The sequence below is a fragment of the Microbacterium sp. KSW4-4 genome (genome assembly GCF_023091185.1).
In the GTDB taxonomy this organism is placed as follows: Bacteria; Actinomycetota; Actinomycetes; order Actinomycetales; family Microbacteriaceae; genus Microbacterium; species Microbacterium paraoxydans.
Window position 1 is genome coordinate 1 of sequence record NZ_JAHWXJ010000003.1, and the last position, 12,729, is coordinate 12,729.

Genomic DNA, 12,729 nt, shown 5'->3' on the forward strand with positions numbered 1-12,729 from the left:
GTGCCCCCGACAGGAGTCGAACCTGCGACCTACGGTACCGGAAACCGGCGATACTGCACATGTGCAGTTGAATACGGTGCATACGCGCGCTAAGGTGGCATTACTGACGCATACGGTGCATGGAGCGTAAGGCTTGAGGCCACGGTATGCGGCTACAACCACCTTGGCCGGAAGGGAGCAGCGATGAGCCGTTACAGGCACATCCGTAGAAGACCGATGCACGTAGGACTGATCAATCAACAGATGTGGTCGGCGCACGGCAGAAGATGAGGAGTAGTCGATGGTTAAACGAGCACGCTCGGGCGACGGCGCACAGTACAAGGAGAAAGCCTCCGGTCTGTGGGTCGTCGCCATCGAGCTCCCTCCCGTGAAGTGGAAGCCAGACGGCAAGCCATACCGCAACCGCAAGGTGCAGCGATTCAAAAACCGCACCGACGCCGACGCCGCATTGCGTGAACTGCGAGAGCAGAAGCGCCAGATGGGCACGCTCCCAACCTCTTCCCCGACCGTGAGTGACTGGTTCGAGAAGTGGCTCAAGGTGCAGGTGATCCCCAACAAGCGCCCCAAGACCGCCAAGACCTACGCCCAGTACGTGCGGTCGTACATTCTGCCGGCGCTCGGGCCATCCACCCAGTTGAACAAGGTGACACCTGACTCCGTTCGTCGAATCGAGGCGTTCGTGCTGAGTCAGGGGCTTTCTCCGAGTACCGCGACGAACGCGTATCACTATGCGTCCGCGGGCCTGGAGTTCGCGGTGCGTCAGGGGGCACTCTTCTTCAACCCGGCGAAGCGAGTCGAGCCGCCACGCAAGTCGGTTCCGGACTTGGACGTGTTCACGCTCGGCGACGCCATCAAGCTGCTGCAGTACCTGTTGGAGAACAACCATCCCGATACGGCGCTATGGGCGACCTACCTTCTCACCGGGGCTCGGCGAAGCGAGATAGCAGGACTCGAGCTCGACCGCGTGGGGGACTACCTAGACCTGTCGTGGCAGATTCAGCGGCTTGAGTACACGCACGGGTGTGGGGGCAAATGCGATTCTCGCCGCGCAGGCAACTGCCCGGATCGCGTCCTTGAGAAGCCGCACGACTACGAGGCGCGCCCTGTGAAGGGCGGCATGCACCTCACGCGCCCAAAGTCACGATCGGGCTGGCGGATTATCCCTCTGGTGGAGCCGCTTCGAAGCATCCTTCTCAACCATGCAGCCGCCGCCGTTCCGAACGAGTGGGGTCTGATGTTCGCGACGCGACACGGCCGCTACAACTGGCCCGTCCCACCGGACCCAGACCGGATCACGAACGAATGGCCGAAGCTCCGCGATGAGGTTTTCGGGCCGGGACGCCGGGTCCGACTGCACGATATACGACACTGCACGGTCGATCTGCTCTACCTAGCGAAAGTGCCCGAAGATCTCATTCAGGAGATCATCGGGCACTCGACGCGTTCTATGACTCGTCAGTACAAGTCGCGTTCAGACGTGGCGCGACTGCAGGAGGCGATGCACTCTCTGTCGGAGATGTTCACGCCGCCTGAGACAGTACGTACGCGCGAAATAGGTTCCGTGTAACTCCAAGCTCGGCGATGATCCTCTGCTCGTCGTCGCACCACTCGTACAGGCTGGCCAGCTCGTTCGGGCAGATGAGATTCTGCGCCGCGAACTGGTCAGCCTGTCTTTCGTTTTTGGGGCGTTCGTCTACGTGAAAGTGGACGCCGTGGCCGATCTCGTGTGCGAGGACTAGGCGCTGGTCACGGCTTCGCAGGCGATCGTTGATAACGATGGTGTTGTAGTCGGGGAACCATCGCCCGTGCGCAGTTCTGAGTCGTCGGACCACAACCTCGATGCCCAGCATCTCGGCGTGCTCCCACGGGTCGTAGGCCTGCCCCCTAGGGGTGCTCGGGTTCGTCGTGCCCGATCTCATCGTCTTCGTTAGCGACACCTCGAAGCCCCTCCAGCTCCTTGTTCGTCATCTCGGCGATCTTCTTCGACCGCCGTTCGTCGAGGCTAGTCGGAGGCTCGGACACTGCCGGCGCCAACTCGTCCAGTAGCTTCGCGATCCCCTCTTCTTCACTTCCGTTGGCGTAGTTGCGGAGGGCCTGCGAGACGATGGCGTCGGGCGTTGTGCTGAGGGCGTGTGCCACCAGTTCGAGTTCCTTGACGGTGAACTCCGTTCGACCCGTCACGCGGCGCTCGACCGTGCCCTCCGACCATGTGCCGAGCGTGGCGAGCCAAGCGCGACCCCCTTTCGCCTTGGCGAGTCCGTCGATGACGGAACCAAGGTGTTGGTCGAACGTCGTGGGCAGCTTCCGAATAGGCATGACTGCAGTTTAGCGGTCTCAGGCTTCATGTATGCGATCTATCCCTGCATATGCGCTTGACACTGCAGATGTGCGGAGGTAGGCTTCAGATATGCAGAGAAGAGACGGGATGATGAATCCCACGGATACCCCCGGTCGCATTGCGATCGTGGATCGAGTGCGCGCTCAGGGAGAGAGCGCACTGGTTCGCGACGTCGTGCTGGCCGGGGGTATTCGTCGTTTGACGGTGAAGGAGATGTTCGATGAGCGCTAAGCAGACGGCTGAGGAGGCGCTGGACCGTTCGGGCATCCTCGCGTTCGACATCCCTCGGCTCTCCGAAGTAATCGGACTGTCAACGCGGCAGTTGTACAAGCACATCGAACGACGCGACCTGACGCCCAAGTACTCGGGCCGCAAGCGGATCGTTCCCGTGGAGGAGGCGCGCCGCTTTCTCAAGTGGCTTCCCGATGAGGAGTGGGAACTGTGAGCGGCCTGCGGGCGGCACGCGAGCTGGCCGCTATGTCTCAGACAGAACTCGCGCGGCGGATGGCCGCTAAGGGTTTCAACTGGTCGCAGACGACCGTCTCTCGCCGCGAGGAGAACGAGAACACTCTCCGGTGGAGCGAAGGTATCGCACTCCGCGACATCATCGGCTACCCGTCGATCGAGACTGACCTGACAGCCGACTACCTCGCTGTCATCTTGGCGCAGGTCAACGCTTTGCAGCAGGAGCTGGCGGCGCTAGGTGGGGATTGGTGCGCATCCAACCGACACGACCAGAAGATTCGTGTCTCGAACACCGGAGCAGGATCATGAGCCAGTTCGCCTCCATGGCGTACCCGCAGAAGAACCCGGCCAACCCAATCCTGCTGGAGTTCCGATCCGTGCACGCTGGCACCGGAAACGACCTCTGGTCTGATGCGGTCATGTTCTCTTCGGACCTGATCGAAGAGAACTCCCGCCACGACGCCGAGCACTGGAGCCACGCAATGTCCGTGCTGACAAGGTTCCTCGCCGCGCGTAAGCGGGCGGCTCTTACCGGCTGATCCCCGTTATCTGATCCGGCTCTACCCCTGTCGCTGGGGGTAGCGCTACTCGTCGTGCCCTGGCGCGGCAGCAACAACACATAGTTGTCTTCCGGAACCCTTCGGGGCAGGAGATACACCGTAAGCCGATGCCCGCTCGGGGCCCGGTTGAGGAAGACGACGTTTCATAGAACACCGACTGTGGGGTTCCGGGATGAGTGCGGGCCTGTTGGGTGGAGTTCAGTTTTACTCCGGGAGCTACGGGGGCAGGCATTCCTCATCACTGTTTGTGGTGTCTGCTGCTACACGGCGATGAGGCGCATAGAGGTGTGTCTGCGATTCGTTAGGAACGGCCCGGGGAAGCCTCATGGTCGGTTTGGCCGGCGCCGTGGTCGTGCACGGGTGGGGCACTTGGTTGGTGGTTTCGAGAGTTGTAGCGCGGTCTGGATACCCGCGTGTCTCCCACCGACCTGGGGGCTGGTGTTGGTAGCGCCGGCCCCCTTCTCAACCACATGGAAGGATGAACGACATGAGCATGACAGCAAGTGAGGCCGCGGCGTGGCGGGAAGACGTCAACGAGTTGCACGGGGTGCTCATGAACGCTGCACAGGAGCGTTCCGATCGCTCGTCTTTCCTCCCGGTTTCGGGGGAGCTCGGGTGGGTTGTGTTCGAGCGCCTGGCGATGCTTGATGCCGTCAATCGACTTCGAGCACGCAAGGGTCGCTCGCCCGTGGATCGTGAACGTATCGAGTTCGCTGAGCGGCGCGCTGTGGGCCACAGCGACTACATGCTGAAGTTCGCTATGGGGGCGGCTGACCTTGTGAGTTCCCCCTAGCCTCTTCGCTTCTTTCTTTGAACCGGTTCCCGTGTTGGGGGCCGGTTCTTTTGTTTCCCTGCACCGTTGGGGTGGTTGTGGGGTTGTGCGTGGTGTGGGGCTGCGTGCGTGGGTGGGGGTTCGGGTGCATGGGGTTACCCGAACCCTCGCCGGGATATGGCACAAGAGACATAAGGGAGCACGGACATGCGTGAGGTTATGACTTGGAAGCGCCGCGTTCGTGCGGTCGTGAACCAGCACACGGGGCGGTTCAACTTGCAGCAGTGGCACATCGATCGTGAGACCGGGGAGATCGGGTGGCACGGGATCCCTTGGCCGGACAACGACCGTGGGTAGTTTCGTGCGTCGTTTGTTGGCGGCGCGTCGGGATAGGCGTTTGCGGGTTGCGGGGTTCCTGGTCGAAACGGCCGCCTACCAACGCGCACTACACAAGGAAGGCCACTGATGGACAAGTTCGAAGCAAGTAACGGCATCACGGTCGGGACGCTGGCCGATGGGCGAGCGGAGATTGTCTTTCCGGGTCCAACCACAGATTTCCCCGTAGTTGTCACGTGGGCCAGGGCAGACGAGATGGACGCACTGCGTGAGTTCTTCCAGCATGAGCGCGACGAAGAACTCGGACGGTGGCGTTGGCCCGAGAACCCCGACTACGTCGTGTACCCCTATACATTCGATAGCCCGCGTCCAGGGATTCGTGGGGTTACCGTACTCGCGGAAGAAGAGCCACGCCTGCTGACGGTGTGGGAAGACAACATAGACACGATCTATGGGCACTCCAATTATGAGGATGTGCGTTCTGCGGCTCGTGAGGCCGCGCGTGCCTACTTCGAGGCGCACCCGGAGCGGAAGCCCTGGGAAGACGCCAAGCCCGGGGAAGTCTGGGTTGTCGCCGAACACGGCCAGCCCGAGCGCGCCTACTTGGTGGACGACTCGCAGTTCTACGACTCGAGCCGCGACTACGCCCTTAACTTCGACGACTCGCTCATCACCGCGGCTCGGCGTATTTGGCCGGAGTCGGACTGATGTTCACGGTTGAAGGCTGTGAGACATGTGTTCATGCGGCCGCTCATGGTGGCCCTGAGCACTTCAACCAGTCGAGACTCTGCCACTACAGAGGCCGACTCGTGCCGCACTGTTCATGCAGAGCGTGTTGGGGGTGAACGCGGTGGGGTTGCGACAGAGGGTTCGTGTTCACGCGGAGAACTTCACCACGCGCACGGCTGTGAACGGTGACCGGCTTATCCGCGCTGACGTCACCTTGTACCTGGGCGGCGTCGTGATGTACCAGGTGGGCGGTTACTTGTTGCGTGTGGATCGGGTGGTGCGCTGATGGATGACCTGATCGAGCGGGTGGCGGCGGCGATGTTTGAGGCCCCCGCACCCGACGAACCCGACGCCCCGGTATCCCCGTGGCCACCGACACACCCGGACGACCTCGCATGGTGGATCACCCGCGCACAGGCCGCCATCAACACGATCAAAGGAGAACCGTGATGAACACCCCGAATGACCCCGTGTTCCGTGCACTCGCGGAGGGTTTGCAGGCGCACACGATGTGGCGTATCGGTCTGGTGGACATGTGGGACGAGATCGAACGGGTCGTCCTCAAACGGCCCGTCCGATTCCTCACCGAACAACAGAGAGAAGCACTCCGATGAGCGACACCGAGAAGAAGCAGTGGATGCAGGCGCTCGTATGCATCTGGGCCGTACCGGGCATCCTGTGTGCTCTCTACGCGCTGACAGGGCCACCGCAGGCGGGGGAAGGTGCCCTGCGTGTGCTCGGCTGGTACTTCATCGGAACTACTGCCATCTACGGGCTGATCGCATCCTGGCGAGCTGCGTACATCGCGGGACGGAAGAGGCGATGATGACGCTTAGGTTTGCGGCGTTCACACTCGCCGCCCTCTGTCTCGGGTGTATCACGTTCACCCCCAACAGCCCCGCAACCCTCTGGTTGACGGGGCTCTTCTTTACCTTCTTCGCCATCGTCTGCCTGACATGCCGCGAACCCAAAACCAGGAGACGACCATGAGCCGCAACGACGACCCGCGCTGTGATCACAAGCGGTCAGAGGTGATCGTGACGAATCAGCCAGATGCTTATGACCGGACGCGGCCTCACATGTCCACTTGGGTCTGCTCGCGATCGGCCTGCGTGATTGACGCAATGGCTTGGGTCATGCGATTCACCCACGAGAAGCCATGGTGGCGCGTCGGGGTTGAAGGCGAATGGTCCGACTCGGTCTATCCAGGCGATGACGGTCATGACTCTTGACGAAGCACTCGACCGGTTGGCCCAGGAACAGGCATACCTCAACCACGCCCAACACGGCAACAACCCCACAGCGATCGCACTCGCACAATCACACGTCCGCTACTGGGAATCCGTAGTGGCACAGAAACGACTCCAAGACCAAGGAGGGTGGCGACCATGACTAGTCGTGTTCGTGTTGCGCACACCGAATCCGGATGCTGGGCCGTCTACCGCGGAACCACCGCCATAGACATCTACCCCTCCTTCATTTGGGCCTACGCATACAGGGCAGCACGCAACGAAGCCATCTACCAGAACCTCGGCATCACCGGAATAGAGACCAACCCATGACGCTGACGACGTTCGCCGAGCTCGAACAGGGAAGTGATGAGTGGCTGGCTGCGAGATGTGGTCTACTCACCGCATCCACCATCGGCCGCCTCATCACCCCCACCACCCTCAAAGTCGCGGACAACGAAACCTCACGCGGCCTCACCATGCAACTCGCCGCCGAACGCATCACCGGACACGTCGACTTCGTTTACCCGACCGCGGACATGCAGCGGGGGACGGACGACGAACCGTTCGCCCGTGATGCCTACGCCGAGCACTTCGCACCGGTCGAACAGGTCGGGTTCATGGTCCGCGACTTCGGAAGCTACAGGATCGGCTACTCACCAGACGGACTCGTGGGAGAGACGGGGCTGATTGAGATCAAGTCCCGGCGACCCAAGGAACACCTCAAGACCGTGTTGAAGGGGTTGCCGCCGCTCGAGAACATGGCCCAGATGCACGCGGGAATGCTCGTCAGTGGCCGCGAATACTGCGACTACATCTCCTACAGCGCCGGCCTCCCACTCTGGGTCAAACGCGTCCACCCCGACACTCGTTGGACAGACGCCATCCATGCCGCCGCCGAGACGTTCGAAATCAACGTCACCAACATCGTCAACAACTTCACCACCGCCACAGAAGGTCTACCCCTGACCGAACGGCGGGCAAGCATCGAGGAGATCACATTCTCATGAGAAACCCATTCAAGCGGAAGGTCCACCCGATCAAGGTGCGACCGCTCAACTTCGACGTGACTCCCGCGATGGTGCAGGAGGTCTGGGACTGCTTCGTCAAGCCAGATCAGGACGCGGGGCTACCCCAGTCGGCAGAGATGCGCGTGCTTATGGCGATTCTTCGAGACACCTACGTCGCAGTGGGAGGTAAGTGATGAACGAGTTTGGAGAGACGCCGAGCTACTACATCTGGCCCCTGGATCACGAAGAAGGCCAGCCGTTCCCTGAGGACTTCCAGGATCGAATCCGCGAGGGGTTGCGATCGGTCGGCCTTGACTACGAGAGGGTTTGACGTGGACGTATCCGCAGCAATCGTCGCGAAGTCGGACCAGCTCAATGCGATCGACCTCGTAGGCCGCGACGTCACCATCACCATCGTTGACGTCAAACCAGGCGACAAGGATCAGCCCGTACACATCATCACTGACGCGTACGGGACCGGTCGCCCGTGGAAGCCATCCAAGACCGCACTCCGGGACATCGTGCAGGCGTGGGGGACCGACTCAACCGTCTGGGTTGGGCGACGCATCACGATCTTCAACGACCCCGAAGTTCTGTGGGCAGGACAACCAGTCGGCGGCATTCGCATCCGAGCCATGTCACACATCGACAAGGCGTTCGAAGCGAAACACATCATCACCCGCGGGAAGACCAAGAAGGTGATGATCCAACCCCTCGCTGATGCTGCACCGGTGGATGGGTCGAAGGTTGATGCTGCACACGCCGCCATCAACCAGGCAACCACCACCCTGAAACTCGACGAGATCGCCGCACACGCAACACGCATCGGCATCCACAACCAGGTGAAAGACGCAATCGAGGCGCGACGGGCAGAACTCGGATGATCGACATCGCATACCGTGAACCGCTCGACCAGTACACCGCCGAGCAAGCCATCGAACGCATCATCCGCGACTGGAACGGCCCTCTTGACCCGCATGGACTAGCAGCCGAGATCATCGAAGGCCTCGTCTACAAGGCGTACTTCGAACAGGCAGAGGGCGCGCTTCGATGGCTCAACTCGAACGACGAAGAAAAGACGGTGCTTGAACGCATCGGAATCTGACACCAACCACACGAGGGCGCGCAATCGATCACGGATGCGCGCCCTCACTGCACCCCAGGAGACAAACATGACGGTGCTCACATTCGACTGGCCCAGACCGCCACTCAACGCAAACCAACGCCTCCACTGGGCAGCCAAAGCCAAGAAGACACGCGAGATCCGCGACTGCACCCGACTGTTCGCGATGGGCATGGACCCGGCCGAACACGTCACCGTGCAGCTCACATGGGTAGTCACAGACAAACGGCGCCGAGACTCCGACAACATCTACCCCACCTTCAAAGCCATGTGCGACGGGCTCGTAGACGCAGGCATCGTCCCGGACGACACCCCCCAGTACATGGACAAACGCGCCCCACTCATCCGCCACGAACCCGGCGGCAAGGCACGACTCGAACTCGAGGTCACCACATGACGATCCGTGTGTATACGGAGGACAACCTGACCCCGGAAACGTGGATGCGAGACGCTGCCTGTGCCACCACCAACCCGGACGCATGGTTCCCGGAAAACGGTGACAGACCCACCGCGGAAGCAGCCATCGCCATCTGCTCAACATGCCCCGTACAAGCCGAATGCATCCAATTCGCTGTACGCACGGGCCAAACATCAGGCATCTGGGGTGGCCTCTCACCACGCCGCCTCGGACAACTCAGGAGAAGGAGCGCCGCATGAGTTACCTGACAGCACCGGGCGCGATCCCGACCACGTACGCCCGTGAACAGCCCGCGTGTGGTCGCTGCCCACGCTGCCACCCGGGGAAGAACTGGGGTGGCGACGAAGCATGCCGCATCAACACCTGCACATGCCACAAGAGAAACGAATGACAGGGGGTAACCGTGGCGCGTGACAGAGCCAACATCGCCATCGCCATCTGGTCCGACGCCGACTTCAGAGACCTCACCGCAGGCGCACAGTCCCTCTACTTCAAGCTGCTGACACACCCGAAGCTCGACTACGCGGGCTGCGTCGAGTTCCACCCCGGCCGCCTCGCCGCCATGTCACGGGAGATGACCACAGGGGACGTGATGGTCGCCGCGCAGGAGCTCTCAGACAAGTTCTATTGCGTGTTCGATCAGTCGACCGATGAGGTGATGGTTCGGTCCTGGGTGCGTCACGACGGCCTCATGAAGCAGTGGCGGCTTGCGGTGTCTATGACGAACGCGTACGGGGCTATCGCGTCGAACAAGATCAGGGCGGTTCTCGTGCATGAGCTGACCCGGTTGAAGAAGAAGGAACCGGAACTTGCGGCGTGGGATAAGCCGCAGGTGAAGACGGTGTTGAAGCAGCCGGCGGTTCCGGTTCGGGAAACGAAGACGGAACTCGTGTGGGACTTCCCGGGGTTCTTGCCGTTCGACGGCATGGCTACGACCAACGCTACGGGCAACATTTAGCCCAAACGTCGGGCAAGGCTACGACCGACCCCTACTACTACTACAGCTACTACTACTACTCCAACTCCATCTTCTAACGAAGATGCGGCTCCCGGAGTGAACAGTTATCCACAGGCCACAGTCCCAGCATCTCGGGTCGTGGCCTTTTCCATTGACAGGGGTTATCGAGATGAACGGACAGGCGATCTGCCGTGAAGCGATCGAGGGTGGACGCCGTTGCGGGCTGCTCTACAACCATGCGGGTCCGCACCTGTGCTGCACCCTTCACAAGCCTCGGAGGGATCGATGAGTGGCCCGGTGTCTGCGTGTCCGAGGTGTGGGTTGCGTCGTGAGGCGAGAACGTCGGCGGCGTTGTGTGCGTCGTGCCGGTCGGTCCTCACACCCGAAGAACTAAAACTATGGAGGAAACCATGACCGACGCGATGACGGGCCAGATCGTGACTCTAGCGTTCGAAGATGGCAAGGACCACGGCGCAGGTTGTGGTCTTGAAGGATGCGAGTGCCCTGACCATGAGGGGCCGCCACGCAAGCCTGGCACCTACCTCACTGTTCGGCTCGACGGTGACCGTCGAATCGGATTCTGGCGCGTGTCCGTAGCGAGGGAAGAAGCCGACCAGTGAACCTTCGAGTAGTTCGAGACGAGACACCTGCGCTGTCTGATGACGAGCTTCGGGAGCGCGGAAACGACCTCGCTAGGAAGGCAAAACGATCGGCGGTAGACGCGGTTCGCAAGTCGATGCTCTCGGAGTTCTTCGAGCACGGTAAGCCGATCACGCGCGCCGATCTGCGTCGGTGGCGTGAGCGGGCGAAGTCAGCTCGGGAGGCGTGGGCGAAGGTCGAAGCGTTGACAGACGAGCTGCTGCGCGAGATCGAGAAGAACAGCGCCGCGGCCCGTGCTGGCAAGAAGTTGAAGCAGGAAGGAGCCGACCAGTGAAGCTCGCTTTGAACATCCCCGACCGTGAGTGGTTCGAGCTCGCAGGAAGGGCGGACAGGGCCAACACGCGCCTCGACGACCTCATCGTGTCAGCGGTACGTGGGCTACTCGAGGATTCGCCACGTCGGACGGCGATGGGGGACAGGGTGCACGACCTCGTTGTACAGGGTGTGCCCGACCCGGTGATCGCACACAGGTTGCAGGTGCCGGTTGAGCATGTGCGGGTGTTGCGGCGGTCACACGGGTTGCGGCCCGTGAAGTTCCGTCGCGAGGAATGGGAACAGGAACTAGCCGCATGAAGGTCATCGATTGGATCACAGAGCCCATCCGAGCCATGTTCGACACGCTCGCCACGACCGACGACATCGCGCTCACCCTCCGCGGACTGGGATGGGGACCGCGCGAACTCGAGTCCCTGCGCATGTTTGCTCAGATCGGCGGGACGGCTGACGACCTCCGACTGTTCACCGAAGCGCTTAGGAAGGTGCCGCGTGACTGAGGACCTCAAAGAAACCAAGGACACCCACTGGGTAGGTGGATCGCCGCCGACCAGCCTGCACGCAAACGGCCCCTCGTCCTTCGAGCACAAAACAGGCGACCCCACGGCCGTCACGTGCAAGCTCTGCCGAACCCTGCTCGAACGCGATTGGAGCTTCTATGACTGAGGTTGTTGTGTACACCCAACCCAACTGTCAACCCTGCAAAGCCACGCTCCGCAGGTTCAACGCGGCAGGCATCGAGGTGAAGGAGGTCGCTGCGGATGACTACAGGCCCCTGTTGAAAGCAATGGGCCACCTCACTGCACCCGTCGTGATGGACGGGGTGCGCCACTGGAGTGGTTACCGCCCAGACCTCATCGACGAAACCATCAACACAAGGAGAACAGCAAATGGCTGACATTCAGGTCCGATCCGCATTCGTCGACAAGGTACTCGTCGGCACAGACGGCGCATGGGGACTCAAAACCAGCGAACCCCACTCCCGCAAGAACGACAGCGGCGGGTACGACACCACCGGGCGCACCTTCCGAACCATTCGCGGCAAGAACATCGACTGGACCCAGTTCCAGGAGAAGGACCGCATCTCGTTCTTCGGCCGGGAAGAGACCGCCGAACGTGAACACGAAGGCAAGAAGTACTATGACCTGCTCGTGTGGGTTGACGGGGTGACGGTGCTGCGGAACACGGGCCAGTCTCGTCCGGCGCCCACACCCGAACCCTGGCAGACACCGGGCGCATCCACCCAGACCGACGCATGGACCACACCCGCAGGAGGTGACAGCTTTGGAAACCCGACCCCTTTCTGACCTGATCGCAGCACTCCGCAAGGGAGACGGAAACGGTTGCCGACACGCGAACGCTCTGATGCAGGAAGCTGCCGACGCACTCATGGCGAACCAGGGCGCGATCGTCAACAGCATCATCGAACGCACACGACACGAACCCACGGACGACGAGCGGGAAGCGGAGGTGAAGTCGTACAGCGGTTGGGACGCCGATGAGGTGGCCCGGTACCCGCGCATTGTCGCAGATGTGATCGAACAACTACGGACACGGCTTCTCGATGAGTTCCGTCGTTCCGACGTACCGGAGCCGAGCGCCGGGAGCCTGGACTACTACGACCCGGCCCGGCAGGATCGCATCTCCGAGCATGACTGCGTGTTCGAGGACGGCGAGTGGTGGTTCGGACACGGGATGCCGTGCAAGCACCCGAAGTTGCACCCGGAGCCGCAGGGCGAACCGTCCGAGCGTGAGGTCGTTGCGGCGTTGGAGGCGTGGGATGAGGCCCGCGCGGCGTTGGCTGAGCGCGGTGACGCCATGCATGTGGCTCTGCGTGCTGCTCGGGGTGCGCGATGAC

At 61.6% G+C, this 12,729-nt stretch carries 23 protein-coding genes; 21 read left to right on the plus strand and 2 right to left on the minus strand.

Features of this window, described 5'->3' with window-relative positions:
• The first annotated feature begins 280 nt into the window (after positions 1-280).
• Complete coding sequence (locus KZC57_RS16050; RefSeq protein ID WP_247642194.1) at positions 281-1,567, plus strand: tyrosine-type recombinase/integrase; 1,287 nt, start codon at positions 281-283, stop codon at positions 1,565-1,567.
• Here KZC57_RS16050 and KZC57_RS16055 read toward each other — a convergent pair.
• Both KZC57_RS16055 and KZC57_RS16060 read right to left on the minus strand, forming a co-directional pair.
• Positions 1,521-1,919, minus strand: a complete 399-nt coding sequence (locus KZC57_RS16055; RefSeq protein WP_247642195.1) for an ImmA/IrrE family metallo-endopeptidase — start codon at positions 1,917-1,919, stop codon at positions 1,521-1,523. The two genes, KZC57_RS16050 and KZC57_RS16055, sit on opposite strands and share 47 nt — an antisense overlap.
• Positions 1,885-2,316: a hypothetical protein gene (locus KZC57_RS16060; RefSeq protein WP_247642196.1), complete on the minus strand. Its 432-nt coding sequence runs from the start codon at positions 2,314-2,316 to the stop codon at positions 1,885-1,887. Before KZC57_RS16060 ends, KZC57_RS16055 begins: the two co-directional genes overlap by 35 nt.
• Before the next feature lie 242 nt (positions 2,317-2,558).
• Here KZC57_RS16060 and KZC57_RS16065 point away from each other — a divergent pair, with 242 nt between their 5' ends.
• The 20 genes from KZC57_RS16065 to KZC57_RS16150 all read left to right on the plus strand — a co-directional run bounded on the left by KZC57_RS16065 (position 2,559) and on the right by KZC57_RS16150 (position 12,728).
• On the plus strand, positions 2,559-2,783 hold the full coding sequence (locus KZC57_RS16065) for a hypothetical protein (RefSeq protein WP_247642197.1): 225 nt from the start codon (positions 2,559-2,561) through the stop codon (positions 2,781-2,783).
• Complete coding sequence (locus KZC57_RS16070; protein ID WP_247642198.1) at positions 2,780-3,112, plus strand: helix-turn-helix transcriptional regulator; 333 nt, start codon at positions 2,780-2,782, stop codon at positions 3,110-3,112. Before KZC57_RS16065 ends, KZC57_RS16070 begins: the two co-directional genes overlap by 4 nt.
• Entirely contained in the window at positions 3,109-3,342 is a 234-nt protein-coding gene (locus tag KZC57_RS16075) for a hypothetical protein (protein ID WP_247642199.1), read from the plus strand. The genes KZC57_RS16070 and KZC57_RS16075 overlap by 4 nt, the downstream gene beginning before the upstream one ends.
• A gap of 508 nt (positions 3,343-3,850) precedes the next feature.
• Complete coding sequence (locus tag KZC57_RS16080) at positions 3,851-4,156, plus strand: hypothetical protein (protein WP_247642200.1); 306 nt, start codon at positions 3,851-3,853, stop codon at positions 4,154-4,156.
• A gap of 444 nt (positions 4,157-4,600) precedes the next feature.
• Positions 4,601-5,179: a hypothetical protein gene (locus KZC57_RS16085; protein WP_247642201.1), complete on the plus strand. Its 579-nt coding sequence runs from the start codon at positions 4,601-4,603 to the stop codon at positions 5,177-5,179.
• Between the two features lie 306 nt (positions 5,180-5,485).
• Complete coding sequence (locus KZC57_RS16090) at positions 5,486-5,650, plus strand: hypothetical protein (protein WP_247642202.1); 165 nt, start codon at positions 5,486-5,488, stop codon at positions 5,648-5,650.
• A 160-nt stretch (positions 5,651-5,810) separates the two neighbouring features.
• A complete protein-coding gene (locus tag KZC57_RS16095; protein WP_247642203.1) occupies positions 5,811-6,026 on the plus strand; it encodes a hypothetical protein in 216 nt (71 codons plus the stop codon).
• 732 nt (positions 6,027-6,758) lie between these two features.
• Entirely contained in the window at positions 6,759-7,439 is a 681-nt protein-coding gene (locus tag KZC57_RS16100) for a lambda exonuclease family protein (RefSeq protein WP_247642204.1), read from the plus strand.
• 332 nt (positions 7,440-7,771) lie between these two features.
• Entirely contained in the window at positions 7,772-8,323 is a 552-nt protein-coding gene (locus KZC57_RS16105) for a hypothetical protein (protein WP_247642205.1), read from the plus strand.
• Positions 8,320-8,544 (plus strand): hypothetical protein, encoded by a 225-nt coding sequence (locus KZC57_RS16110; RefSeq protein WP_247642206.1) that lies wholly within the window; start codon positions 8,320-8,322, stop codon positions 8,542-8,544. Before KZC57_RS16105 ends, KZC57_RS16110 begins: the two co-directional genes overlap by 4 nt.
• Positions 8,545-8,611: 67 nt before the next feature.
• Positions 8,612-8,959: a hypothetical protein gene (locus KZC57_RS16115; RefSeq protein ID WP_247642207.1), complete on the plus strand. Its 348-nt coding sequence runs from the start codon at positions 8,612-8,614 to the stop codon at positions 8,957-8,959.
• A 44-nt stretch (positions 8,960-9,003) separates the two neighbouring features.
• On the plus strand, positions 9,004-9,219 hold the full coding sequence (locus KZC57_RS16595; protein ID WP_374206621.1) for a WhiB family transcriptional regulator: 216 nt from the start codon (positions 9,004-9,006) through the stop codon (positions 9,217-9,219).
• Between the two features lie 164 nt (positions 9,220-9,383).
• Positions 9,384-9,938 carry a hypothetical protein gene (locus KZC57_RS16120; protein WP_247642208.1) on the plus strand — a complete coding sequence of 185 codons (555 nt, stop codon included), beginning with the start codon at positions 9,384-9,386 and terminating at the stop codon, positions 9,936-9,938.
• A 410-nt stretch (positions 9,939-10,348) separates the two neighbouring features.
• Complete coding sequence (locus tag KZC57_RS16125) at positions 10,349-10,558, plus strand: hypothetical protein (protein ID WP_247642209.1); 210 nt, start codon at positions 10,349-10,351, stop codon at positions 10,556-10,558.
• Entirely contained in the window at positions 10,555-10,872 is a 318-nt protein-coding gene (locus tag KZC57_RS16130; protein ID WP_247642210.1) for a hypothetical protein, read from the plus strand. The genes KZC57_RS16125 and KZC57_RS16130 overlap by 4 nt, the downstream gene beginning before the upstream one ends.
• 295 nt (positions 10,873-11,167) lie before the next feature.
• Positions 11,168-11,371 carry a hypothetical protein gene (locus KZC57_RS16135; RefSeq protein WP_247642211.1) on the plus strand — a complete coding sequence of 68 codons (204 nt, stop codon included), beginning with the start codon at positions 11,168-11,170 and terminating at the stop codon, positions 11,369-11,371.
• Positions 11,364-11,537 (plus strand): hypothetical protein, encoded by a 174-nt coding sequence (locus KZC57_RS16140; RefSeq protein ID WP_247642212.1) that lies wholly within the window; start codon positions 11,364-11,366, stop codon positions 11,535-11,537. Before KZC57_RS16135 ends, KZC57_RS16140 begins: the two co-directional genes overlap by 8 nt.
• Positions 11,530-11,769: a glutaredoxin domain-containing protein gene (locus KZC57_RS16600; RefSeq protein WP_374206620.1), complete on the plus strand. Its 240-nt coding sequence runs from the start codon at positions 11,530-11,532 to the stop codon at positions 11,767-11,769. Before KZC57_RS16140 ends, KZC57_RS16600 begins: the two co-directional genes overlap by 8 nt.
• On the plus strand, positions 11,762-12,178 hold the full coding sequence (locus tag KZC57_RS16145) for a hypothetical protein (protein ID WP_247642213.1): 417 nt from the start codon (positions 11,762-11,764) through the stop codon (positions 12,176-12,178). Before KZC57_RS16600 ends, KZC57_RS16145 begins: the two co-directional genes overlap by 8 nt.
• A gap of 58 nt (positions 12,179-12,236) precedes the next feature.
• Positions 12,237-12,728, plus strand: coding sequence for a hypothetical protein (locus KZC57_RS16150; RefSeq protein WP_247642214.1), 492 nt, complete (start codon positions 12,237-12,239; stop codon positions 12,726-12,728).
• Position 12,729: the final 1 nt, after the last annotated feature.

Excerpts from the sequence above, each read along its gene's own strand:
- KZC57_RS16065 (WP_247642197.1), top strand. The coding sequence starts at position 2,559 with ATGAGCGCTAAGCAGACGGCTGAGGAGGCGCTGGACCGTTCGGGCATC.
- KZC57_RS16060 (WP_247642196.1), bottom strand. The coding sequence starts at position 2,316 with ATGCCTATTCGGAAGCTGCCCACGACGTTCGACCAACACCTTGGTTCC.
- KZC57_RS16090 (WP_247642202.1), top strand. The coding sequence starts at position 5,486 with ATGGATGACCTGATCGAGCGGGTGGCGGCGGCGATGTTTGAGGCCCCC.
- KZC57_RS16595 (WP_374206621.1), top strand. The coding sequence starts at position 9,004 with ATGCGAGACGCTGCCTGTGCCACCACCAACCCGGACGCATGGTTCCCG.
- KZC57_RS16085 (WP_247642201.1), top strand. The coding sequence starts at position 4,601 with ATGGACAAGTTCGAAGCAAGTAACGGCATCACGGTCGGGACGCTGGCC.
- KZC57_RS16135 (WP_247642211.1), top strand. The coding sequence starts at position 11,168 with ATGAAGGTCATCGATTGGATCACAGAGCCCATCCGAGCCATGTTCGAC.
- KZC57_RS16080 (WP_247642200.1), top strand. The coding sequence starts at position 3,851 with ATGAGCATGACAGCAAGTGAGGCCGCGGCGTGGCGGGAAGACGTCAAC.
- KZC57_RS16075 (WP_247642199.1), top strand. The coding sequence starts at position 3,109 with ATGAGCCAGTTCGCCTCCATGGCGTACCCGCAGAAGAACCCGGCCAAC.
- KZC57_RS16050 (WP_247642194.1), top strand. The coding sequence starts at position 281 with ATGGTTAAACGAGCACGCTCGGGCGACGGCGCACAGTACAAGGAGAAA.
- KZC57_RS16600 (WP_374206620.1), top strand. The coding sequence starts at position 11,530 with ATGACTGAGGTTGTTGTGTACACCCAACCCAACTGTCAACCCTGCAAA.
- KZC57_RS16145 (WP_247642213.1), top strand. The coding sequence starts at position 11,762 with ATGGCTGACATTCAGGTCCGATCCGCATTCGTCGACAAGGTACTCGTC.
- KZC57_RS16125 (WP_247642209.1), top strand. The coding sequence starts at position 10,349 with ATGACCGACGCGATGACGGGCCAGATCGTGACTCTAGCGTTCGAAGAT.
- KZC57_RS16115 (WP_247642207.1), top strand. The coding sequence starts at position 8,612 with ATGACGGTGCTCACATTCGACTGGCCCAGACCGCCACTCAACGCAAAC.
- KZC57_RS16100 (WP_247642204.1), top strand. The coding sequence starts at position 6,759 with ATGACGCTGACGACGTTCGCCGAGCTCGAACAGGGAAGTGATGAGTGG.
- KZC57_RS16150 (WP_247642214.1), top strand. The coding sequence starts at position 12,237 with ATGCAGGAAGCTGCCGACGCACTCATGGCGAACCAGGGCGCGATCGTC.
- KZC57_RS16095 (WP_247642203.1), top strand. The coding sequence starts at position 5,811 with ATGAGCGACACCGAGAAGAAGCAGTGGATGCAGGCGCTCGTATGCATC.
- KZC57_RS16055 (WP_247642195.1), bottom strand. The coding sequence starts at position 1,919 with ATGAGATCGGGCACGACGAACCCGAGCACCCCTAGGGGGCAGGCCTAC.
- KZC57_RS16110 (WP_247642206.1), top strand. The coding sequence starts at position 8,320 with ATGATCGACATCGCATACCGTGAACCGCTCGACCAGTACACCGCCGAG.